We start from the raw sequence: 24,100 nt of genomic DNA on the forward strand, positions 1-24,100 counted from the left end.
ATTTTGCGATAGGAGGGCATTTACCCAAGAATTTCCTTTCTGCAGTGCATACTCTTTAATGTGTAAAAAATATAATGGGGAGGAGAAAAATGAATATGCAAGTAATGCCTAATTATTTAGGTGCTATAAATCCAACTGATGAGAGGATTCGACCGGGATTCGGAGGATTTGGGCACTTTGGCGGTTTCGGACATTTCGGAGGCTTTGGCCGCCCGGGATTTGGTTTCGGTGGATTTGGCAGACCAGGATTTGGTTTTGGTGGATTTGGTAGACCAGGATTTGGATTCGGAGGTTTTCATCGACCATTCGGTTTTGGCTTTGGTCGCCCGTTTGGATTTGGTTTCGGATTTCCGTTCTTGACTGGTTTAGCAGCCGGGGCATTATTATCCCCGGGCTATGGCTATGGCTATGGGTATCCCTACTATGACCCATATTACCCATATGACCCATATTACCCTTATCCTTACCCATGGTATTAAAGTGATTGTAAAAAGAGCCTTGCCATCAGCAAAGCTCTTTTCTAGAATCTTAGTGTAGGACTCATTTTAACATCTTTTCTTGGAAATATGGATATATTAATACTACCTTTGTTTATTTAATTTTTGATTTTTCCTAGGAGGAAAACGCATGCGGATCGGTGTACCGAAAGAGATAAAAAATAATGAAAATCGAGTAGCTATGACACCAGCAGGGGTTATTAACCTCTTGCATTTTGGCCATGACGTTTTTATTGAAAAAGGAGCAGGGATTGGTTCCGGATTCAAAAATGAGGATTACGAAACTGCAGGAGCAAAAATAGTTGATACAGCAGAAGAAGCCTGGTCTATGGAAATGGTCATGAAGGTTAAGGAGCCGCTTCCGAGTGAATATCAATATTTCCGTGAAGGATTAATCTTATTTACATATTTACATCTGGCACCGGAACCTGAATTAACAAAAGCTTTAATCGATAATAAAGTGGTGGGGATTGCATATGAAACCGTTCAGCTGCAAAATAAATCCTTGCCATTATTGACACCGATGAGTGAAGTGGCGGGCAGAATGGCTCCGCAAATAGGAGCCCAATTTCTTGAAAAAGTCAATGGCGGGAAAGGCATACTCCTTTCAGGTGTTCCCGGTGTACAAAGAGGAATTGTTACCATTATCGGGGGCGGGGTAGCAGGCACAAATGCAGCAAAAATGGCAATTGGCTTAGGAGCTAAAGTTACCATTATTGATTTAAATCCGGATCGCCTTCGTCAGTTAGATGATATTTTCGGATCAGATGTTACAACATTGATGTCAAATCCTTATAACATTGCAGAAGCAGTTAAAGAATCAGATTTAGTAATCGGTGCTGTTCTCATCCCTGGAGCCAAAGCACCAAAACTTGTGACCGAAGCGATGATACAATCAATGACACCCGGAAGCGTGGTCGTAGATATTGCGATCGACCAAGGCGGAATATTTCATACGACTGATCGGATTACCACACATGATAATCCAACCTATCATAAGCATGGGGTAGTCCATTATGCTGTTGCCAACATGCCTGGAGCAGTACCAAGGACCTCGACGATTGCCTTAACCAACGTCACTGTTCCATATGCCATACAAATTGCCAATAAGGGCTTTAAGCAAGCATGTCTGGCGAATGATGCCTTATTAAAAGGTATTAATACCCTCGCTGGCTTTGTTACCTATGAAGCAGTAGCAGAAGCACACGGTCTGGAATTCTTAGATACAAGGACACTGCTGGAAAAAATATAAACAAAAAGAGGAAGTGGATTTCAGGATCCGCTTCCTCTTTTTTGCTAAGAGAAATCCGGCTTCCAATGGAAGCCGGTTAAATATTCATTAATTTTAAGAAGCCGCATTTGCCGTATACATATAAGAAAGTTTTAAACCACCACTCCTCAAAGTGGGTGTTCGCAGAAACCTTTCTGCATGTCCTCCACGTCTTATAGACAGAGGCTTGTCATTCCAGTTTCGATAGTAAAACTCCCTTTTACAGCTTAAAGGTTAAAACTTTATTATCATTACGTACAACGCAGCCTGTATAAGTATCATACTGCATGTAACCTATTTATTCAATGTCAAAAGTAACCAAAGTAACTAAAAATTTATTTGACAATTTGAAGTTCTTTAGGGAACTTAGTCAATATCTTTACGCCATCGGCTGTAACGAAAACATCGTCTTCAATCCGTACACCGGCAACTTCCGGAACGTAAATACCAGGTTCAATCGTATAAACCATTCCTTCTTCTAAGACCAGTTGATTTTTTTCTGTCATTGATGGATATTCGTGAACACTAATTCCAAGTCCATGACCAAGACGATGAGGGAAGTATTCTCCGTATCCTGCATCTGCGATAATTTTACGTGCAGTAAGGTCGACTTCTGCTGCCGTTGCTCCGGGCTTGCTTGCTTCTAATGATGCCAATTGGGCTTTTAAAACAGTATCATAAATTTCTTTTTGCTTATCGTTAATGTCTCCATAGGCAACTGTTCTAGTGATATCAGAACAATACCGGTCTACAACTACTCCTAAATCAAATAAGACCAAGTCCCCTTTTTGAACCCTTGTTAATCCCGGATTCCCGTGCGGGGAAGCCGCGTTTGCTCCAGTCAAGACCATTGTAGCAAATGACATTTCGGATACGCCTTTTTTCTTTAGAGCGTATTCAATTGCCGAGAGAATTTCTAATTCCGTTTTACCTTCTTTAATTTCACTTACACCCACTTCAACAGCATAATCTGCAAGAGCACAGGCTTCTTCAATGATTTTTAATTCTTTTGCATCTTTAATCATCCGAAGCTTTCTTAATTTTTCTTCAGCTGAAACAAATACAGCACCTGAGAATAAGGTTGTAAGCTGTTCATAACGTTCCACATTCATATGTTCTTTTTCAATTGCAACCTTAGATACACCATTAATTCTTTTATTAATGGAATTCGAAACCAAGTCCCACGGATTTTCAATGTCGCTAAAACCGATGATTTCATGTTCCCAGCCGGAACGCTTTGCATCATGCACTTCCATACCAGGACAAACAAGAAACGGATCTTTCTCTTGAAATACCGCCAGTGCGAGTAACCTTTCATGAGGATTGGTATAAAACCCGCTTAAATAAAATACATTTTCAGAAGAGGTAACGAAGCTTACTTCAATATCATTTTCCTTCATCCATGCTTGAAGCTTTTCAACTCGTTGAGTCATATTTTCTCCCCCTAATAAATTAAATCCTATGAAGAGATTATCAATTTAAACCTGAATTGTAAACAATCTTATCTCTTGTACTTCATTAACAAAAGCAATGTATCCATTTGTTGGGTATAAGATAATTGGAAGAAGGAAATCTATCATTTGTATGGAAATAATAATTAAACAAATCGTTTTGAGAGGAGCTATTATAATGAAAGTTTCATATCACGGCCATTCCGTTGTCCAAATCAATACGAATGGGAAAACAATTTTAATTGATCCATTTATTAGCGGAAATTCGTTGACGGATCTTAAAGTGGAGGATGTTAAACCAGATGTGATTATATTAACGCATGGTCATGGTGACCATGTGGGCGATACAGTGGAATTAGCGAAAAAGAACAATGCACTAGTCGTTGCGAATGCTGAACTTTCTGCCTTCTTAAGCTGGCAAGGGGTAAACACCCATGCTATGCATATTGGCGGTGCCTATCAATTTGAATTTGGAAAGGTTAAATTGACACAAGCATTCCACGGCTCAAGTTTCATCACCGAAAATAACGAGATCATTTATTGCGGCATGCCAGCGGGAATTCTGTTTATGAATGAAGGGAAGACGATCTACCATGCGGGAGATACGGCGCTTTTTTCAGATATGAAGCTGATTGGCGAACGGCACCCTATTGATCTGGCGTTCTTACCAATTGGTGATAATTTTACAATGGGCCCTGAGGATGCAGCTTATGCAGCAAAGCTCTTAAATTCAAAAACGGTTGTGCCAATTCACTACAATACATTCCCGCCGATTAAACAGGATCCAACTAAATTTATAGATTTGCTTGAAGATAGCAATGGGAAAATCCTAGAGCCAGGTCAAGCTATAGAATTGTAAATGTTCTTGGGTTTTTATCTACTTTTTTTTCTTCCTTCCGCATAAAAATGAAACAAGCAGTTTAATAAGGAGGATAAAGAATTGAAAAAGAACCGATATTTACTATGTTTATTGCTTTGTGGATTCATGCTTTATTTTGCTGTTCCAAGATTATCCGTTACAGCTGAAGGTCCGCAAGGGATTTTTTCACTGTGCTGGCTGGCTTTTGCCCTGATTGTAATCGCCGGGAATTTAACCGGATTGCTTTATAGTCCTAAAAAGTCAATTCAAAAGGTTCAATCAGAGAGAGTAAAGAAGAAATCCCGTTCATTTCATTGATTATTCACGACAATTAAAGAATCCGCATTGTATCAAGGCTTTTAACTCTTTATAATGAAATTTAGGAATTCGAAAATAAAGGGTGAAGCTATTGGCTACAAAGCATGAACAAATCTTGCAATACATTGATGAACTCCCAATCGGTGAAAAAATTTCCGTCAGGCAAATCGCCAAGGCGATGAACGTAAGTGAAGGGACAGCCTATAGAGCCATCAAGGAAGCTGAAAATAAAGGATATGTCAGTACCATTGAAAGAGTCGGTACGATTCGAATTGAACGGAAGAAAAAAGAAAATATTGAAAAGCTTACATTTGCTGAAGTCGTAAATATTGTAGACGGTCAGGTTTTAGGTGGAAGAACCGGTTTGCATAAAACCTTGAATAAATTTGTTATTGGGGCCATGAAATTAGAGGCAATGATGCGTTACACAGAGGCAGGTAACCTTCTGATTGTCGGAAACCGGACGCAAGCACACGAGCTTGCATTGAAAGCAGGTGCTGCCGTACTTATTACCGGTGGTTTTGATTCAGAAGATCATGTAAAGAAACTTGCAGACAAGTTAGAACTGCCGGTAATTTCTACTTCCTATGATACTTTTACTGTTGCAACGATGATTAACCGGGCAATTTACGACCAATTAATAAAAAAAGAAATTATTCTTGTCGAAGACATCTTAACACCCCTGACGGATACCTTTTTTTTAAAAACGTCCGATAAGGTGTTAAAATGGCATAAATTTAATACAGAGACAACACATAGCCGTTATCCTGTGGTCGATCAAAATATGAAGATTCAAGGAATGGTTACGTCAAAAGATATTTTGGGACAGGATGCCGACACCTCCATCGACAAGATTATGACGAAAAACCCAATGACCGTTAATGGCAAAACAAGTGTCGCATCAACGGCACATATGATGGTTTGGGAAGGCATTGAAGTCCTTCCGGTTGCAGATGACTCTAACCGATTAGAAGGTATTATCAGCAGGCAGGATGTTTTAAAGGCTTTGCAAATGAACCAGCGTCAGCCTCAGGTAGGCGAGACTCTTGATGACATTGTTACCAATCAGATGGTACTAATGCGCGGGCGGGCAAAAGGCGAAGAAGTATACTCCTGTGAGGTTACCCCTCAAATGACAAACCATCTTGGAACCATCTCTTACGGTGTATTTACAACAATCGTATCTGATGCTGCCAACCGGGTACTCAGAAGCTATAAAAAAGGTGATCTTGTCGTTGAAAATATGACAATCTATTTTATTAAACCGGTTCAAATGGAAAGTACTTTAGAAATCTTTCCAAAGGTGCTTGAAGTAGGACGGAAGTTTGGGAAAGTAGATGTAGAAGTCTTTAATGATGGAATTCTTGTTGGTAAAGCAATGATGATGTGTCAACTGATAGACCGAAACTGATGGAATAAAGAAAGCCGCTTCCCATATGTGAAGCGGCTCAAGTTATTATTTTTGTGCCTCATACAATTCGGCTTCCTGGATTGCAAAGGGAAGGTAATGTTTGTATTTTTTGAAACCGATCCAGGTAAAAAAACCACCGTAAATGATAAATAATGCTGCTACAATATACGTCATCATTAATTGGGAAATGAATAATATATTAATCCCGAATATACTGACAAATAACCCAAGTGCAATACTGGATTTTGCAGAGAGCCATTTTTTTTCAACCGGACGGTTGCTTCGGATGTATTTTGTCTTATAGAATAAATAGAAAGCAAATAAAACGACAATCAATACCACAAGTACAGACATTTTTCTTCCTCCATGTATCAAAAATCTCTTAATTATTTTACATGTAATGATTGCAAAAAGCCACATTAGGTTAAAAAACAAGCAGCTAATAAAGGAGAAGTTATGAAAGAGAAAATACTGGAAACTATTAAACAATATGAAACAATCATTGTTCATCGACACGTTCGTCCTGATCCGGATGCTTATGGTTCACAAGGCGGGCTGGTTGAAATTTTAAAGGAATCCTTCCCGAATAAGAAGATATTTGCGGTTGGTCAAGAAGAACCTTCTCTCAATTATATGCGTCGGCTGGATTCCATTCAGGATGATGTGTATAAAGGAGCTTTAGTTATTGTCTGTGATACGGCTAATGAGGAAAGAATTTGTGACAAGCGCTATACATTGGGGGACAAGCTAATAAAAATCGATCATCACCCAAACGAAGACCCATATGGTGACTTATTATGGGTAGATACGAGTGCCAGTTCGTGCAGTGAAATGATTTACGAATTTTATTTATCAGGAAAAGATAAGGGTCTGAAAATGAGTGATGAAAGTGCAAGGTTGTTGTTTGGCGGAATTGTTGGGGATACGGGTAGATTTCTATTTCCAAGTACATCAGAAAAAACCTTTTTATATGCCGGTGAATTGATTCATTACAATTTTTCCCGCAATGAGCTGTTTGACAAAATGTATGAACTTAATCCAAATATCATTAAGTTGAACGGATATATTTTACAAAATTTCGAGCTTCAAGAAAACGGTGTGGGCTCCGTTATTCTCTCTAAGAAACTGTTAGATGAGTTTAATGCGAACCCCCCTGAGGCATCCCTTCTCGTTGGAACATTGGGGGATGTAAGAGGAATTAAAGCATGGGTCTTTTTCATTGAGGAAAAGGATCAAATCAGAGTGCGACTACGCTCTAAAGGCCCGGTAATCAACGGAGTAGCGAGAAAATTTAATGGCGGCGGTCATCCTTTAGCTGCCGGTGCTTCGATTTATTCATGGGACGAAGTGGACAATGTTTTAAAGGAACTTAGTGAAGTCTGCGAAAACCATTCTTGATTATTTTTAAAACATAAAGAACGGCTCTACTGCTTTAGAGCCGTTTTTTCATCCTCAAAATGTATTTCCAGTTCAATAGATAATGTAGTATAGATAACCATTTCCTTTATGGTAAGCTTGTACCGTTTATCATTAATTGTTACAGGTTTGTTTTCAATGATTTTTTTTATCAGTCCTTTACTTTTATAGGCTGTTTCCATATCCTTTGCGATTAACATACTTATGTCGTCTTTAACTGAGTCCTCTGTCTCCAGAACACTTAATGAATCGAGCTTATATCTTTCCGAGTTAATAATTTTAACACTGATTTTCTGAATGGTAAGCTTTTCAATGTTCCGCTTATTCATCTCCTTATATTCATCCTGCCAAATTTTTTTTTCTGAATGTAAGTCCTTAATTTCTTGTTTCTGAATTCCGATTAATTTTGTGTGCTTTTCCTCTAAGACTCCAAAAATATATATAAAAATACACCAGCTAATGGCACCGCCAATGGCCATACCGGAAAAGAATCGCTGCCATGAAGGTCTTCGATAAAAAGGGGGAATTCTCATGATGAAATATGCTCCTGTGTTAACCAGTTAATTAGCAGTGCACCTGTCTGTGCGCCTCCTAAAGCTGAAAGGATCAATAATATCTGTTTGAAAATATCCTTCGTTTCTGCATTGAATAATCCTTTCTCAAAGCTATAAACGGTATCGAAAGTTCCTCCAATGGCTGCTACAATTGCCCATATTCTTAGTGCCGATGACAAGCGGTAGACTGCGGTAAGCGGGGGTTGTCCCGTTAAGAAGGAGGCAATTCCTCCTATTAGTGCCCCGCCAAGCAAAACGCCTAATGCGATAAAATAGCTTTCAATAAAAGCAGGAAAAAAACCAATATCCTTCATCCTTTCAACCGCCCTTACCCATATTCAAATAACATATATATCATTTATATGGACTTAGCATGCCGATTATGTTTTTGTGAATATGAGAATTGTCCAGCTCCGGTGCCCAGCGACTAGTGTACTTCGCTAAACGGGCGCCTCCGCTTTTCCTTATGAGAACATACTTTCTTTTTTTGAAATTAACTTTATAATTAATAATAAAGATCAAGTTTAGAGGGGTGACAAAATGTCTTTTATTCACCTTCATGTATATAGTGCGTATAGTTTATTGACAAGTACCGCTTCTGTACCAGAGCTGATTGAAAATGCTCAAAGAAAGGGATTTTCAGCTTTGGCGGTAACGGACAAAAATGTGATGTACGGAACGATTGAATTTTATAAGCTATGTAAGAAAAACAATATTAAGCCCATTATTGGTTTAACGGTGGATGTTGAAAGTGAAATAACAGAAACAAAAACCTTCCCGCTAGTATTACTTGCAGAAAATAATCGGGGGTTTAAAAATCTTTTAAAGATATCCAGTGCAGTTCAAACGAAAGCAGCAAACGGAATTCCATTAAAATGGTTAAAGCATTATTCGGATGGACTTATTGCCATTACGCCAGGGACGGAGGGGGAAATTGAATCTTATCTTTTAGCCGATAAAGAAGATTCTGCAAAAGACCTTATTAAAAAGCTGGACTTCATCTTTGGCAGCGGCAATTTTTATTTATCCATTCAAGATCATCAGCTCGAACAGGAAACATTCATTCGTAACCAATTTCAGTTAATCGGGAAAGAATTAAATGTGCCGCTTGTTGCAACCAACCGGGTTCATTATTTAGAAAAAGAGGATATGTTTCCACATGAATGTTTGTTAGCCATCAAAAATGGGGATAAACTGCAGGACGAGCATAGAGAAAAATTGGGAAGTGACGAATTTTATTTAAAAACTGCAGAAGACATGGCAGAAAGCTTCTCCGAACTACCAGAAGCATTAGAAAATACTCTTCAAATCGCCGATAGATGTAATGTAAACATTGAATTAAATAAAACCTATTTACCTTCATTCCCAACAGAAAACGGAATACCCGCTGAAGAATATTTAGAAACGTTATGCAAGCAGGGGTTAAGTGAACGTTTTTCCTCTCTTTCAAAAGAATACATGGACCGTTTGTCATATGAACTAGAAGTAATCAAGCGAATGAAATTTAGCAACTATTTTTTAATTGTTTGGGATTTTATGAGATATGCCAGGGAAAACAATATTTTAACCGGGCCGGGCAGGGGCTCCGCAGCCGGGTCACTGGTTGCATATGTTTTGTTTATTACAGATGTAGACCCATTGGAACACAATTTATTATTTGAGCGGTTTTTAAACCCGGAACGGATCTCCATGCCTGATATAGATATCGATTTTCCCGACCAACGCCGTGATGAAGTGATTGAATATGTAGCTAAGAAGTACGGAGAATTACATGTTGCACAAATCGTCACATTTGGGACACTTGCAACTAAGGCCGCATTAAGAGATGTTGGCAGAGTATTTGGTTTGAATTCAAAGGAACTGGATCATTTATCCAGGCTAATCCCAGCGCGCCCGGGAATAAACCTGCTTGATGCTTACAATGAATCAGAGCGCCTTCGTTCCTTTATTAATGAGATTCCAATAAACCGAAAGCTTTATGAAACGGCTTTAAAGCTTGAGGGTTTGCCGAGACATACATCCACTCACGCAGCAGGCGTGGTCTTAAGCGAGAAACAGCTAATCGATTTAATCCCAATTCAACAAGGGTCTAATCATGTATATTTAACTCAATACTCCATGGAATATCTCGAAGAAATAGGCTTATTGAAAATGGATTTCCTTGGTTTGAGAAATCTATCATTAATTGAAGCAATTTTATCTTCTGTATATCGTAAAACCGGCAAGAAAGTTGATATCCGCTCGATTCCTTTAGAAGACGGCAAAACCTTTGAATTGTTAGCAAAGGGTGAAACCACGGGAATCTTTCAGCTGGAATCGGAAGGGATGCGTAAGGTATTAACCAGATTAAAGCCGTCCCGTTTTGAAGATATCGTAGCTGTTAATGCGTTGTATCGCCCGGGTCCTATGGAGAATATCCCGCTGTTTATTGACCGGAAACATGGCCGTGTGCAAGTAGATTATCCGCATCCGGATTTAAAACCAATCCTGGAAAATACCTATGGTGTAATTGTTTATCAAGAACAGATCATGCAAATTGCTTCCGCCATGTCAGGCTTCTCACTTGGTGAAGCAGATTTATTAAGAAGGGCAGTAGGGAAAAAGCAAAAAGAAGCCCTCGATCGTGAACGGGCTCACTTCGTCCATGGAGCCTTAAAAAAAGGTTATGAACGATCGCTTGCAAATGATATTTATGATTTAATCGTTCGATTTGCTAATTATGGTTTTAACCGGAGCCATGCAGTTGCCTATAGTATGATTTCCTACCAACTGGCTTACTTAAAAGCTCACTATCCAATAAATTTCATGGCAGGATTACTAACGTCTGCCATTGGAAATGAAATGAAAATATCTCAATATGTAATGGAAACAAGACAGAGGGAAATCTCAGTTCTTCCACCTTCAATTAACAATAGCGGATACTCATTTTTAGCAGAGCAACGCGGCATACGCTATAGTCTTGCTGCGATTAAAAGCGTTGGTGCTGCTGCATTAAAGGAAATTTTTCAAGCGCGAAAAAAGAAGAGGTTTGATGATCTATTTGATTTTTGCATAAGGGTATCTTCTAAAGCAATTAACCGTAAAACACTTGAGCAGCTTGTCCATTCAGGCAGCTTTGATGAGTTTGGCGAAGATCGTGCAGTTCTGCTTGCCAGTTTGGATGTCGCACTTGAGCATGCCCAGCTGTTTAAACCCAATGACTCAAACCAATTCGATTTATTTGAAGAAGAGATGGTGCTCAAGCCAAAATATGTTCAAGTGGACCCAATCAGGCTGGAGGACAAGCTGTTATTTGAAAAAGAAGCCCTTGGCTTTTACCTTTCTGACCACCCGGTTTCAATTTATGAGAAAGAACTGAAACAAAGCGGGGCCCATCTTTTATTTTCTTTGGGTGAAGACCTAAAGTGGGTTTCGACAGGAATTTATATTACGGCAATGAAAAAAATACGGACCAAAAAAGGGGATTCTATGGCTTTTATGACTGTCAGTGATTCAAGTGGAGATATGGAAGCGGTGGCATTCCCAAATGTATATAAAAAATATTCAAGCCTATTGGATCAGGGGAAATTTGCTTTAATTGAGGGTAAAGTGGAAGAACGTGAGGGGAAGCCCCAATTTATCATTCAACAAGTTTTCGAAATAGAACCATGGTTAAAAGCAAAGACTGTCAAAAAATCAGTGTTATATTTAAAAATAGAAGAGGATAAACAGGATGAGACATCGTTACAGCAATTAAACCGTCTTTTAAAAGAAAATAGAGGGACTACGGGTGTAGTTTTACACTATGAGGGCAGCAGGAAAACCGTACGCTTAGCGGCTGGGAACAATATTAATCCAAACGTAAAATTGCTTCATATATTAAGAGATTTTCTTGGCTCAAACAATGTTGTCCTAAAAGAATAATTCTTTACAACTTTCGAAGATATGTTATAGTGATAATGAGACAAGTGTGGTCTGACCACCCTTTTAGTCAAGGCAATTATTGTTGAATTTATCATTAAATTTCTTGTAAAATTTGAGGGGTGACGATCTTGACTTTACGTGAAGAAGCATTACATATGCACCGAATAAACAAAGGAAAATTAGAATCAAAATCGAAAGTACAAGTCCGAAATGCGAAGGATTTAAGCTTAGCTTATTCACCAGGTGTTGCCGAACCATGTAAAGATATTTATGAAAAGCCTGAAACAGTATACGATTACACCATGAAAGGGAATATGGTGGCTGTAGTTTCTGATGGAACAGCGGTCCTTGGACTTGGGAATATTGGACCTGAAGCAGCGTTGCCGGTAATGGAGGGTAAAGCCGTATTATTTAAAAGCTTTGCCGGTGTGGATGCGTTTCCAATTTGTTTAAATACAACAGATGTTGATAAAATTGTTGAAACTGTAAAGTTACTGGAGCCTACTTTTGGCGGGGTAAATCTTGAAGATATCGCAGCTCCAAATTGCTTTGTTATTGAAGAAAGATTAAAAAAGGAATCAAATATTCCAATCTTTCATGATGACCAGCATGGAACTGCTATTGTAACTGTAGCTGGTCTTGTTAATGCATTAAAACTTATCGGCAAGAAAATGACTGAAATTAAAGTAGTAGCAAACGGTGCAGGAGCAGCAGGAATCGCTATTATCAAGTTGTTATATAGCTACGGTGTAAGGGATATCATTATGTGTGATACCAAAGGTGCCATTTACGAAGGACGCCCTCAGGGGATGAATGCGGTAAAGTCTGAAGTGGCGAAGTATACCAATCGTGATAACCTAACAGGAAGTCTTGCGGATGTTATTAAGGGCGCCGATGTCTTTATTGGAGTTTCTGTCGCGGGGGCATTAACAAAGGAAATGGTAGCATCAATGAATCCTGATTCCATTATTTTTGCAATGGCCAACCCTGATCCTGAAATTATGCCTGACGAAGCAAAAGCAGCCGGGGCTAAGGTAGTTGGTACAGGACGATCTGATTTTCCTAATCAGGTTAATAATGTTCTTGCCTTTCCGGGAATCTTCCGTGGAGCACTTGACGTACGCGCAACACACATTAACGAAAAAATGAAAGTAGCTGCTGTTGAAGCAATTGCCAGCTTAATAAATGAAAATGAACTTAATGCAGACTATGTCATCCCGGGACCATTTGATGCAAGAGTGGCGCCGGAGGTAGCTGCTGCAGTGGCAAAAGCAGCTATGGAAACGGGTGTAGCACGGTTAAAGGTAGACCCGGAAGAAGTAAAAGAGAAAACAATGAGGCTCGCTATTATCGGTAAAAGTGAGTGATCCGGTAAGTGACTAATACCAAAGTATATATTGAGATTGTGAAGCAGTTACGGGAAATGATTACTGCCGATGGTCTTACGTCCGGAGATAAAATACCTTCTGAACGGGAATTGTCTGAGCGCCTGAATGTCGGGCGCTCTTCCGTTAGAGAGGCTCTTAGAGCCTTAGAATTGCTGGGCTTAATTGAGACCAGGCGCGGTGAAGGGACCTTTATCAGGGATTTTAGGGGACACCAGCTGGTACAGCTTCTCAGTACCTTTATTTTACAGGATGAAAAAGCGAAACGTGATGTGTTTGAAACAAAACAACTCATTGAAATAGATTGTCTAAGGCTGGCAGTTCAAAGAATTGATAAAAGAACTATTATTGAATTGAAAAAATGGTTTGATTCTGAACAGGTTATTGATGACGACGAAGTTTTTTATCGAATTATTAAGATTGCAGATAATCACTTATTTTTAAGAATGTGGTTAATTTTAAAAGATTATTACTATTCATTACATTTTCGTAAAGTAGTGTATAAAAGGAATGATTATCTTATCTTGCTTAATGGATTAGCTGAAAAAGACGAGGTAATAACACTTTCTGCTTATCATGAACTGCGAAATTTGTCTTTTTCTAACGACATAAACTAACAAATTTTACAGGCCGACTACTTTATAGTGGTTAAAACAAGCAAATTAGCCTGGGAAATTGGGTATTTATTCTATATCATCAAGTGGTCCGGCCGCTTCATTTGGGTGCCTAAGGTATGAAGTTGAGGTAGAATAGAAAGACTTTTCATTAGTAGATTGAAAAAACTTGCCGGGAGGCCCAAAGCACATCCGACGAGGGAGGTTTAATTTTGCTTAAAGAGCTTTTTATTAAAAATAATACAAAAAAGAAAAAATATGCGACAATACCATCTGAAACGGCAAAAGGTGAAGTACCTGAAGGGATTATGACTAAGTGCCCTTCATGCAAGAAAATTATGTATACAAAAGAACTAAATAAAAACTTAAAGGTATGTCTACATTGCGGGTATCATCATTCGATGAATTCATATGAGCGAATTGACAGTTTCCTTGATGAAGGCAGCTTTGAAGAGCTCAATAAGAATATGATTTCAGAAAATCCTTTGAATTTCCCTGAATACATTGAAAAGCTTGAAAAGGACCGTCAAAAAACGAAGTTAAATGAAGCGGTTGTAACAGGCATTGGAACAGTCAATGGTAAAAAAATAGTTTTGGCTATCATGGATTCTACCTTCCGAATGGGAAGTATGGGATCGGTAGTCGGTGAAAAAATAACTTTGGCAATCGAAAAGGCTGATGAGCTATCCGTACCTTTTATTATTTTTACAGCTTCCGGCGGTGCCAGAATGCAAGAAGGCGCATTAAGTTTAATGCAGATGGCGAAAACAAGTGTTGCCTTAAAGAGATTCAGTGATCGCGCCGGCTTGATTATTTCTATCATGACGAACCCTACCACAGGTGGCGTATCGGCAAGCTTTGCCTCATTAGGCGATTTTAACTTTGCAGAACCGGAAGCTTTAATTGGCTTTGCCGGTCGCAGAGTTATTGAACAATCGATTAGGGAAGAATTACCCGAAGATTTTCAAACGGCTGAGTTTCTTTTAAAACACGGTCAACTTGATGCAATTATCTCGCGCCTTGATTTAGTCGAAAAAATCACTAACATTCTAGAAATTCATCAGCCTGGAGGTGAGCTTGAATGGTAGGGGAATTAGAATTTGATCGTCCCGTAGTAGAGTTAAGAAAAAAAATTACCGAATTGAAAGAATTTACAAAAACAGCCGATGTGGATCTAAGCTCTGAGATTGAAAAATTAGAAACACGGCTCGAAAAACTCGAGAAGGATATATACGAAAATATTAAACCTTGGGATCGGGTGCAAATTGCACGTCATCCAAATCGTCCGACAACCCTTGATTATATTTCTCATATCTTTGATGATTTCTTCGAATGCCATGGAGACAGAAAATTTGGGGATGATGAAGCCATTGTGGCCGGGATTGCCAAATTTAAAGGATTACCTGTTACCATCATTGGTCATCAGAGAGGAAAAGATACAAAGGAAAATATTCGCAGAAACTTTGGGATGCCGCATCCTGAAGGTTATAGAAAAGCTCTTCGCTTAATGAAGCAGGCGGACAAGTTTAATCGACCTATTATTTGTTTTATTGACACAAAAGGCGCATACCCCGGGAAAGCAGCCGAAGAGCGCGGGCAAAGTGAAGCCATAGCTCATAACCTGTTTGAAATGGCAGGCTTAAGAGTGCCTGTTGTTTGTATTGTTATCGGCGAAGGTGGAAGCGGCGGTGCTCTGGCTCTAGGTGTCGGGAACCGCATATACATGCTGGAGAATTCCACTTATTCGGTAATTTCGCCGGAAGGGGCAGCAGCGATTTTATGGAAAGACTCAGCGCTTGCTAAAAAAGCAGCCGAAACAATGAAAATTACAGCTCCTGATCTTAAAGAACTAGGGGTTATTGATGATATCATTACTGAAATCAAAGGCGGAGCCCATAAAGATTCAAAATTACAGGCGGAAGAAATTGAAAAAGTATTAAAAAAATCATTACAAGAGCTTTTGAAATTATCAGAGGATGAATTAGTTGCAGATCGTTACAATCGTTTTAGGACAATTGGAGAATTTTCACTTGAAAATGATTTTATCGGTGTAAAATAACGTGCTCATTTTGGGCACGTTTCTTTTTTTCTTTTGTCCTATTTTCACAATAAATACATAAAAAAATCTTTAAAAATACAATGATTACGTTTACATTTTTAAATAAAACGCTTACAGTTATTTGATTATTCTGTCTATTAAAAATGATGGTGTGATACAGTTGTTATGCGCATTTATCCGTGTTATTTTATAAATATTCTAAGGTTTTATGTGAATAATAAAAGCAGTTGACCACGGGAATTTTTTTTGTTTATTTTTTTATTTTTCTTTTCGTTTATTATTAATTCTCAATTAATTAATGGGGTGATAAATATGAAAAAAATTGGTGTGCTTACAAGCGGCGGAGATTCACCAGGTATGAATCCGGCTATTCGTGCGGTTGTTAGAAAAGCAATTTTTCATAACGTTGAAGTTTTTGGTATTTATGGCGGGTATACAGGATTAATCACCGGTAATATAAAAAAGCTTGAATTGGGCTCTGTAGGAGATATTATCCATCGCGGAGGTACAATGCTGCATACTGCCCGCTGCCTGGAGTTTAAAACACACGAAGGACAGCAAAAAGGCATTGAACAATTAAAATCACATGGAATAGAAGGGCTTGTTGTTATCGGCGGAGACGGTTCTTACCGCGGAGCAAAAGCTTTGACTGAGCAAGGGTTCCCTTGTGTTGGGGTACCTGGAACGATTGATAATGATATCCCCGGGACAGAACTTACAATTGGCTTTGACACGGCTTTAAATACAGTTATTGATGCATTGGATAAAATCCGTGATACGGCTACTTCACATGAAAGAACATTTGTTATTGAAGTAATGGGCCGAAATGCAGGTGACATTGCTCTGTGGGCCGGGCTTGCCGGAGGGGCAGAAACCATTCTTATACCTGAAGAAAACTATGAAATGGCTGAAATCGCCGATCGTTTGCGTAAAGGCCAGGAACGCGGTAAAAAGCACAGTATTATTATCGTTGCCGAAGGAGTTTGCAGCGGTGTGGAGTTTGCAAAGCAGCTGCAGGAAACAACCAATTTTGATACTAGAGTATCAGTATTAGGTCATATTCAACGTGGCGGTTCACCGTCGGCAGCTGATAGGGTGCTCGCAAGTAGATTGGGTGCAAGAGCGGTAGAACTTTTGATTGAAGGAAAAGGTGGGCGTGCTGTTGGTATTGAAAAAAACACACTCGTTGACTATGACATTATCGAAGCCTTAGCTAGAAAGCACACTTTGGACCTTGCTCTTTACAAACTGTCTAAAGAATTATCTATTTAAGAATTTGAACGACCTTGAGGAGGAAATAAGGATGTTGCGAAAAACAAAAATCGTCTGCACGATTGGTCCTGCCAGTGAGAGTGTGGAAAAATTAACACAATTAATTGAATCCGGAATGAACGTGGCCCGTTTGAATTTTTCTCATGGTAATTTTGAAGAACATGGCGAGCGAATTAAAAATATTCGTGAAGCTTCAAGAATAACCGGAAAAACTGTGGCTATTTTACTTGATACAAAAGGTCCTGAAATTCGTACCCACAATATGCAAAATGGAGCGATTGAGCTTCAGTCGGGCGATAATGTGATTGTTTCAATGGCAGAAGTGGAAGGTACTACTGAAAAGTTTTCGATTACATACCCAGGTTTAATTGAAGATGTCCATGTTGGCTCAAAAATTTTATTAGATGACGGTTTAATCGGTCTTGAAGTAACTAATATTTATCATTCCAAAAATGAAATCCATACAAAAATTTTAAATAGCGGTACCTTGAAGAATAAAAAAGGCGTTAATGTGCCAGGGGTATCGGTTAATCTGCCTGGAATAACCGAAAAGGATACTCAAGATATTGTTTTTGGTATTGGACAGGATATTGATTTTATTGCAGCTTCATTTGTACGAAGAGCTAAAGATGTATTAGAAATCCGTCAGCTTTTAGAAGAAAATAACGCAACACATATCCATATCATACCTAAGATTGAAAATCAGGAAGGTGTAGATAACATCGATGAAATTCTTGAAATTTCCGATGGTCTGATGGTAGCCCGCGGTGATTTAGGGGTAGAAATACCGGCAGAAGAAGTACCGCTAGTGCAAAAAATGTTAATTAAAAAATGTAATTCATTTGGTAAACCGGTTATTACCGCTACGCAAATGCTGGATTCTATGCAACGGAATCCAAGACCAACGCGTGCAGAAGCCAGCGATGTAGCAAATGCCATATTTGACGGAACAGATGCCATTATGCTTTCCGGTGAAACGGCTGCAGGTCTTTATCCCGTAGAAGCAGTTCAGACGATGCATAATATTGCTTCCAGAGCTGAACAGGCTTTAGACCATAAAGAAATTTTATCGATCCGCAGTAAGGATACTGAACATAGCCTTACGGATGCGATTGGTCAGTCTGTTGCCCATACCGCATTAAATTTAGATGTAAATGCGATCATCACACCAACTGAAAGCGGCCATACTGCAAGAATGATTTCTAAATATCGTCCTAAGGCACCAATTGTTGCAGTAACAGCAAATGCTTCAGTTACCCGTCGTTTATCTCTAGTTTGGGGGGTATATCCGCAACCGGGCAGAGAAGCAACCACTACAGATGAAATGCTTGATTATGCAGTTGAAGAGAGTTTAAACAGTGGAATAGTGAAACATGGCAATTTAGTTATCATTACTGCAGGTGTTCCGATTGGTGAAACAGGTACAACCAACTTGATGAAAATTCATGTAGTCGGCGATATTATTACAAAGTCCCAGGGGATTGGCCGAAAGTCAGCTTTCGGTAAAGTAGTTATAGCCCATAATGCTCAAGAAGCATTAGAAAAAGTTAAGCCGGGAACGATTTTAGTGACCATCGGTACAGATCGCGATATGGTTCCGGCCATTGAAAAATGTGCGGCCCTTATTACCGAAGAAGGCGGATTAACAAGCCATGGTGCTGTGGTTGGATTAAATTTAAGTATTCCTGTAATTGTTGGTGTAGATAACGCATTGAGCCTGTTTAAAGACGGACAGGAGATTACCGTGGATGCAACAAGAGGAGTCGTTTATAACGGTCATGCAAGCGTACTATAATTAAAAGAAGGGGAATTTCCCTTCTTTTTTTGTAAAGAATTTTTCCAATCATAGTATTATAATATATACAAGCTGGTTGGAAGGGGATAAAAAATGCGTTATTTATTTTTATTAATTATTATCATCCCGGCTGCTGATATTGGGTTATTGCTTTTCTCAGGTAAATTGATAGGTGCCTGGCCTACGCTATTCCTTATTCTTTTTACAGGGGTAGTCGGAGCATATCTAGCAAAAAAGGAAGGCGTACAAACGATACGTAAGGCTCAGGAACAGCTGCGACATGGACAAATTCCCGGTGAAGCTGTCTTAGATGGCATCTGTATTTTAGTGGGTGCCACGCTTCTTATTACACCTGGATTCATCACGGATATTCTTGGATTTTTGATGCTTTTCCCGCCAACAAGAAAGCTCTTTAAATTTTTTATGAAAAATTCATTTAGAAGATGGATAAATAAAGGACGTTTCAAGATTATCAAATAGAAAAGAGGCTGACTCTTTGAGTCGCCTCTTTTGCAACAATCCTATATTTCCTTCCCGATAATAAATGCCCAAATATCATGAAAAACATGTGCACGATATAGAGTATTGATAATTACCAGAAGTACAGGACCAACGATTAACCCTAAAAATCCAATGATCTTAAATCCTACAAATAACGCAATTAATGTTGCTAAGGGATCAAGGCCGATACTGGAAGAGAGGATTTTCGGCTCAATAATTTGTCTTTGAGCTATAACAATAAAATAAAGGACCCCTAAACCAATGGCTAAGCTCGAATGCCCCCCTATCATTTCATAGATAATCCATGGTACAAAAACAACCCCTGTGCCAAGGTATGGAAGAATTTCTGCTACACCGGTTACCAGTGCAATCGTTATTGCATAATCGACACGTAAAACAAGCAATCCAATTAAAATAATAACAGCAGTAATCGAAACAAGCGTTAATTGTGTTTTTATAAAACCAAACAATGCCCTCTTTAGATCAATAAAAACTGTTCTTCCACTTACCTTTGCTTTCTCAGGTAATAATCTTGCCCCGAACGCAGAAAATTTGTACCAATCTTTACTTATAAAAAAGGTAGCCAATAAAGAGAAAATTAACACGGTTGCTGCATTTGGGAACCATGATAAGATATTCGGAATATTTTCCAAAAGATTTTTGATAAACGATCCAACAGTTGTACCAATTTTCTTGCCGACATTTTGGATATTTTCAATAATGGTTCCTTGCTGACCAGCATCAAGTTTGTTAAAGACACTCGTTAAATGATTATAAAGTGGAAGGATTTGAGCTGTAAAGACCTTCTCAATATAATTAATTAACGTATCAAGATGTTCCGGGACAGCACTTGCCAAATAATTGGCACCGGAAACAATTTCAGCAATTAGAAGTGTAATTAATCCTGCAAATAATGCGACAATAATGATGAGTGCGACAATAACAGCGAGTGCACGCGGCATTCTGCCCTTTTTTTCAAAAATAGTTACAAGGGGATTAATCATAAAGGCTATTAGCAGCCCAATTAAAAACGGATAGGTCACTGTTGACAAATAATAAAACGAAAAGAGTGACAAAACGGCTATACCAATTACAAATAAGAATCTCATTGTCCGGTATATGTAGGTGGTATTCAATGAAAGACCTCCTTTTGAAAATTTTCCAGTTAAATTAAATTAGTTACAGTTTAACATTTTATGTGCAATACTTCATAATTTTGCATTATATTAATTGCTATTATTATTCTATACGAGTATCGCAGGAAAAAGTTTCAAAATAGTAACAAAGAAAACCAGAATGTTTGTCTGTGACGATAGACTAGTTTTTATACATTGAAGAGAAATTATGGTACGATAATTTTAAGCAGGGAATGGTGTGAAATATGTTCAGTGAGTCATTTTTATTTTTATTCCTTTTATTGGTTATTGGATTTATCGCGAAAAACAGTTCTTTAATGATTTCGATTGCGGTGCTGATTTTGTTAAAAATCAGCGGCTTGGAAGCAAAGTCTTTTTCATTTTTACAAACTAAAGGTATAAATTGGGGAGTCACTATTATCACCATTGCAGTATTAGCACCAATTGCGAGCGGACAGATTGGCTTTAAAGATTTAACAGGTGCTTTTAAATCTCCCATTGCTTGGATTGCACTTATTTCAGGTATGTTAGTTGCATTACTTGCAAAAGGAGGTGTAACATTATTAGCAAATGACCCGCAAATTACTACAGCACTCGTATTAGGAACTATTTTATCTGTTTCAATCTTTAGAGGCGTGGCAGTGGGTCCATTAATCGGTGCCGGAATTGCATATACGGCAATGAAGATTTTTAATTTTTTCACATAGATTTTTTGTAAAATAATATTTTTTATATTTTCGAGACCCTTTTCATTCACAAAAATCTGATAATTGTTTATAATAGGACTTGTAAGCGTATCCTTAACTGCGTATATCACATCTAAAAGATGGTAACTTGTAAAATAGTTTATCTTTTGTGAAGGAAAGGCTTTTATTTGCGTATCGCTATCCCGAGCAAACGCTCAATCACTTTAAAAAAGGGAAGTTGAAAAGTAATAATTCAGCATTGGATAAGAAATTATTAACACTGCTAGTATGCCATTTCTTTCACTCATGCCGGAAACGATTAATCCTTTCGGCTGATCATCAATATGTATAATAAACACAAGGATATTGGGGAATTTTAGAAAGCAAAGGAGAGATTTATGATGACAGTAACACGCGGCCTTGAAGGGGTAGTGGCAACAACTTCCTCGATCAGTTCAATTATTGATGACACCTTAACGTATGCTGGCTATGACATCGATGATTTAGCGAAAAATGCGAGCTTTGAAGAAGTAATCTATTTATTATGGCACCGTCAACTACCAACAGCACTGCAACTGGAAGAATTGAAAAAACAGCTTTCAGAAAATGCTGCACTTCCACAGGAAGTGATTGAACATTTTAAAATGTATCCAATCCAAAAGGTTCATCCAATGGCAGCACTTCGTTCCGCTGTATCATTATTGGGCCTTTATGATGATGAAGCCGATCTTATGGACGAAGAATCAAATTATCGGAAAGCGATTCGACTTCAAGCAAAAATGCCTGCAATTGTTGCGACATTTGCAAGGGTTAGAAAAGGTTTAGAACCGATTGCGCCAAGACAGGATTTAAATTTTGCAGCTAATTTCCTTTATATGTTGACCGGAAAAGAGCCGGAAGCAATAGCTATTGAAGCAATTGATAAAGCGCTTGTATTACATGCAGACCATGAATTGAATGCGTCTACATTTACTGCACGTGTTTGTGTGGCAACATTATCGGATGTTTATTCCGGAGTAACTGCTGCAATCGGTGCCTTAAAAGGTCCTTTACACGGCGGAGCAAATGAAGCAGTAATGAAAATGCTTACTGATATCGGCACGATTGAAAATGTAGATCCATATATTCGTGGGAAACTTGAAAATAAAGAAAAAATCATGGGCTTTGGTCATCGTGTTTACCGCCAAGGAGATCCACGTGCCAAACACTTAAGGGAAATGTCTAAAAAATTAACAGAACTAACCGGCGAACCACAATGGTATGATATGTCGGTTAAAATCGAAGGCATCGTTACCGGTGAGAAGAAGCTTCCGCCTAATGTTGATTTCTATTCTGCTTCTGTTTATCACAGCCTGGGCATTGACCATGATTTATTTACACCGATCTTTGCGGTTAGCCGGGTATCAGGATGGCTTGCACATATTCTGGAACAATACGAAAACAACCGATTAATCCGCCCTCGTGCAGAATATACAGGTCCTGGAATGCAGAAATATGTTCCAATTGATCAAAGAGGTTAAATCTTTGAATTTTTCTTTTATTTAAATTATTGTTGTAATAAGATAGTAGAGGTTAGAGATAAAATGCTCTAACCCTTAATTCAGTCAATGGCAGGACCATGGTAATATCCATCCCTTGCCGGCTTTTTTACATAATAGGAGGGAGAACAACTTATGCAAGGCGAAAAAATCACGGTTAAAAACGGAGTATTAAACGTACCAAACAATCCAATTATTCCATTCATTGAAGGAGACGGTACCGGTCCTGATATTTGGGCAGCTTCATCCAGAGTGTTAGATGCAGCAGTAGAAAAAGCTTATAAAGGTGAGCGCAAGCTAGTATGGAAAGAAGTTTTAGCAGGTGAAAAAGCGTTTAACCAAACCGGGGAATGGCTTCCTTCAGAAACTCTTGATGTTATCAATGAATATTTGATTGCCATCAAAGGTCCATTAACCACTCCAGTCGGCGGCGGTATTCGTTCTTTGAACGTTGCTCTTCGCCAAGAATTGGATTTATTTGTATGCTTACGTCCCGTAAGATGGTTTGAAGGTGTTCCATCCCCTGTTAAACGCCCGCAAGATACGGATATGGTTATCTTCCGTGAAAATACTGAAGACATTTATGCAGGAATCGAATATGAAAAAGGTTCCGAAGCAGTTAAAAAAGTAATTGACTTCTTGCAAAATGAAATGGGTGTTAAGAAAATTAGATTCCCTGAAACTTCAGGTATCGGTATTAAACCTGTTTCTGAAGAAGGTACAAGCCGTCTGGTACGTTCTGCTATTAATTATGTAATTAAAGAAGGCCGTAAATCCCTTACAATCGTGCATAAAGGGAATATCATGAAATTCACTGAAGGTGCATTTAAAAACTGGGCTTATGAACTTGCTGAAAAGGAATTTAGCGATAAAGTCTTTACATGGGCTCAATATGACCGAATCAAAGAAGAACAAGGTGCTGACGCTGCAAACAAGGCGCAAGCGGATGCAGAAGCTGCCGGCAAAATCATTGTTAAAGATGCGATTGCCGATATCTTCTTACAGCAAATCCTTACTCGTCCTAAGGAATTCGATGTTGTCGCTACAATGAACCTAAATGGCGATTACATCTCCGATGCACTTGCTGCACAGGTTGGCGGTATCGGTATCGCACCGGGTGCGAACATTAACTATGAAACAGGACATGCGATTTTCGAAGCAACTCACGGAACTGCACCTAAATATGCAGGCTTGGATAAAGTAAACCCTTCTTCCGTCATTTTATCTGGTGTTTTAATGCTTGAGCATTTGGGCTGGAATGAAGCAGCAAAAATGATCGTTAAATCAATGGAAAATACCATTGCATCCAAAGTAGTTACGTATGACTTTGCCCGCTTAATGGACGGAGCAACAGAAGTGAAAACCTCTGAATTTGCTGACGAACTAATTAAAAATATGGAATAAGGAAAAGCGTACTTGATAAATTTCTCTAACA

22 protein-coding genes and 1 other RNA gene are annotated in these 24,100 nt (G+C 38.7%); 17 read left to right on the forward strand and 6 right to left on the reverse strand.

Annotation, left to right across the window (positions count from 1 at the left end; all coding sequences use genetic code 11):
* Window positions 1–89 precede the first annotated feature (89 nt).
* Entirely contained in the window at window positions 90–479 is a 390-nt protein-coding gene (locus J2S10_RS00640) for a hypothetical protein (protein WP_307403628.1), read from the forward strand.
* Between the two features lie 148 nt (window positions 480–627).
* The gene (gene ald, locus J2S10_RS00645) at window positions 628–1,749 is read left to right on the forward strand and encodes an alanine dehydrogenase (RefSeq protein ID WP_307403629.1); all 1,122 of its coding nucleotides are present in this window, start codon (window positions 628–630) and stop codon (window positions 1,747–1,749) included.
* Window positions 1,750–1,843: 94 nt separating this feature from the next.
* Here the strand turns inward: ald and ssrS are convergent.
* Window positions 1,844–2,039: non-coding RNA, 6S RNA (gene ssrS, locus J2S10_RS00650), on the reverse strand.
* A 63-nt stretch (window positions 2,040–2,102) separates the two neighbouring features.
* Window positions 2,103–3,200 (reverse strand): M24 family metallopeptidase, encoded by a 1,098-nt coding sequence (locus J2S10_RS00655; RefSeq protein ID WP_307403631.1) that lies wholly within the window; start codon window positions 3,198–3,200, stop codon window positions 2,103–2,105.
* Window positions 3,201–3,396: 196 nt separating this feature from the next.
* Here J2S10_RS00655 and J2S10_RS00660 point away from each other — a divergent pair, with 196 nt between their 5' ends.
* The 3 genes from J2S10_RS00660 (at window position 3,397) to J2S10_RS00670 (ending at window position 5,806) form a co-directional block, all read left to right on the forward strand.
* Entirely contained in the window at window positions 3,397–4,077 is a 681-nt protein-coding gene (locus J2S10_RS00660; protein ID WP_307403633.1) for a metal-dependent hydrolase, read from the forward strand.
* Window positions 4,078–4,158: 81 nt separating this feature from the next.
* Window positions 4,159–4,395: a hypothetical protein gene (locus J2S10_RS00665; protein ID WP_307403635.1), complete on the forward strand. Its 237-nt coding sequence runs from the start codon at window positions 4,159–4,161 to the stop codon at window positions 4,393–4,395.
* A 91-nt stretch (window positions 4,396–4,486) separates the two neighbouring features.
* The gene (locus J2S10_RS00670) at window positions 4,487–5,806 is read left to right on the forward strand and encodes a CBS domain-containing protein (protein ID WP_307403637.1); all 1,320 of its coding nucleotides are present in this window, start codon (window positions 4,487–4,489) and stop codon (window positions 5,804–5,806) included.
* Between the two features lie 45 nt (window positions 5,807–5,851).
* Here the strand turns inward: J2S10_RS00670 and J2S10_RS00675 are convergent, their stop codons facing one another.
* Window positions 5,852–6,160, reverse strand: coding sequence for a YtpI family protein (locus J2S10_RS00675; RefSeq protein ID WP_307403639.1), 309 nt, complete (start codon window positions 6,158–6,160; stop codon window positions 5,852–5,854).
* Window positions 6,161–6,262: 102 nt separating this feature from the next.
* On the opposite strand from J2S10_RS00675, the gene J2S10_RS00680 reads away from it, so the two are divergent.
* The gene (locus J2S10_RS00680; RefSeq protein ID WP_307403641.1) at window positions 6,263–7,204 is read left to right on the forward strand and encodes a DHH family phosphoesterase; all 942 of its coding nucleotides are present in this window, start codon (window positions 6,263–6,265) and stop codon (window positions 7,202–7,204) included.
* 26 nt (window positions 7,205–7,230) lie between these two features.
* Here the strand turns inward: J2S10_RS00680 and ytrI are convergent, their stop codons facing one another.
* Together ytrI and J2S10_RS00690 are read right to left on the reverse strand one after the other, a co-directional pair.
* The gene (gene ytrI / locus J2S10_RS00685; RefSeq protein WP_307403643.1) at window positions 7,231–7,755 is read right to left on the reverse strand and encodes a sporulation membrane protein YtrI; all 525 of its coding nucleotides are present in this window, start codon (window positions 7,753–7,755) and stop codon (window positions 7,231–7,233) included.
* Window positions 7,752–8,090: a YtrH family sporulation protein gene (locus J2S10_RS00690; RefSeq protein ID WP_307403645.1), complete on the reverse strand. Its 339-nt coding sequence runs from the start codon at window positions 8,088–8,090 to the stop codon at window positions 7,752–7,754. Before J2S10_RS00690 ends, ytrI begins: the two co-directional genes overlap by 4 nt.
* A gap of 226 nt (window positions 8,091–8,316) precedes the next feature.
* Here J2S10_RS00690 and dnaE point away from each other — a divergent pair, with 226 nt between their 5' ends.
* From dnaE to J2S10_RS00730, 8 genes are all read left to right on the forward strand, one after another.
* Window positions 8,317–11,679 (forward strand): DNA polymerase III subunit alpha, encoded by a 3,363-nt coding sequence (gene dnaE, locus J2S10_RS00695; protein ID WP_307403647.1) that lies wholly within the window; start codon window positions 8,317–8,319, stop codon window positions 11,677–11,679.
* A 128-nt stretch (window positions 11,680–11,807) separates the two neighbouring features.
* Window positions 11,808–13,046: an NAD(P)-dependent malic enzyme gene (locus J2S10_RS00700; protein WP_307403650.1), complete on the forward strand. Its 1,239-nt coding sequence runs from the start codon at window positions 11,808–11,810 to the stop codon at window positions 13,044–13,046.
* A gap of 56 nt (window positions 13,047–13,102) precedes the next feature.
* Entirely contained in the window at window positions 13,103–13,681 is a 579-nt protein-coding gene (locus J2S10_RS00705; protein ID WP_370876148.1) for a FadR/GntR family transcriptional regulator, read from the forward strand.
* 209 nt (window positions 13,682–13,890) lie between these two features.
* Window positions 13,891–14,766, forward strand: a complete 876-nt coding sequence (gene accD / locus J2S10_RS00710) for an acetyl-CoA carboxylase, carboxyltransferase subunit beta (protein ID WP_307403654.1) — start codon at window positions 13,891–13,893, stop codon at window positions 14,764–14,766.
* On the forward strand, window positions 14,760–15,737 hold the full coding sequence (gene accA / locus J2S10_RS00715; RefSeq protein ID WP_307403656.1) for an acetyl-CoA carboxylase carboxyl transferase subunit alpha: 978 nt from the start codon (window positions 14,760–14,762) through the stop codon (window positions 15,735–15,737). Before accD ends, accA begins: the two co-directional genes overlap by 7 nt.
* 312 nt (window positions 15,738–16,049) lie before the next feature.
* Window positions 16,050–17,009 (forward strand): 6-phosphofructokinase, encoded by a 960-nt coding sequence (pfkA, locus tag J2S10_RS00720; RefSeq protein ID WP_307403658.1) that lies wholly within the window; start codon window positions 16,050–16,052, stop codon window positions 17,007–17,009.
* A gap of 34 nt (window positions 17,010–17,043) precedes the next feature.
* Window positions 17,044–18,804, forward strand: a complete 1,761-nt coding sequence (gene pyk, locus J2S10_RS00725) for a pyruvate kinase (protein ID WP_307405106.1) — start codon at window positions 17,044–17,046, stop codon at window positions 18,802–18,804.
* Window positions 18,805–18,897: 93 nt separating this feature from the next.
* Window positions 18,898–19,284 carry an FxsA family protein gene (locus tag J2S10_RS00730; RefSeq protein WP_307403660.1) on the forward strand — a complete coding sequence of 129 codons (387 nt, stop codon included), beginning with the start codon at window positions 18,898–18,900 and terminating at the stop codon, window positions 19,282–19,284.
* Window positions 19,285–19,325: 41 nt separating this feature from the next.
* On the opposite strand, the gene ytvI is transcribed toward J2S10_RS00730, so the two are convergent.
* Window positions 19,326–20,441: a sporulation integral membrane protein YtvI gene (gene ytvI / locus J2S10_RS00735; protein ID WP_307403662.1), complete on the reverse strand. Its 1,116-nt coding sequence runs from the start codon at window positions 20,439–20,441 to the stop codon at window positions 19,326–19,328.
* A 245-nt stretch (window positions 20,442–20,686) separates the two neighbouring features.
* Here ytvI and J2S10_RS00740 point away from each other — a divergent pair, with 245 nt between their 5' ends.
* The 3 genes from J2S10_RS00740 (at window position 20,687) to icd (ending at window position 24,069) form a co-directional block, all read left to right on the forward strand.
* On the forward strand, window positions 20,687–21,148 hold the full coding sequence (locus J2S10_RS00740) for a DUF441 domain-containing protein (RefSeq protein ID WP_307403664.1): 462 nt from the start codon (window positions 20,687–20,689) through the stop codon (window positions 21,146–21,148).
* 380 nt (window positions 21,149–21,528) lie between these two features.
* Entirely contained in the window at window positions 21,529–22,647 is a 1,119-nt protein-coding gene (gene citZ / locus J2S10_RS00745) for a citrate synthase (RefSeq protein ID WP_307403665.1), read from the forward strand.
* Window positions 22,648–22,800: 153 nt separating this feature from the next.
* The gene (icd, locus tag J2S10_RS00750) at window positions 22,801–24,069 is read left to right on the forward strand and encodes an NADP-dependent isocitrate dehydrogenase (protein ID WP_307403667.1); all 1,269 of its coding nucleotides are present in this window, start codon (window positions 22,801–22,803) and stop codon (window positions 24,067–24,069) included.
* Window positions 24,070–24,100: the final 31 nt, after the last annotated feature.

It is taken from the genome of Neobacillus ginsengisoli, from assembly GCF_030813055.1.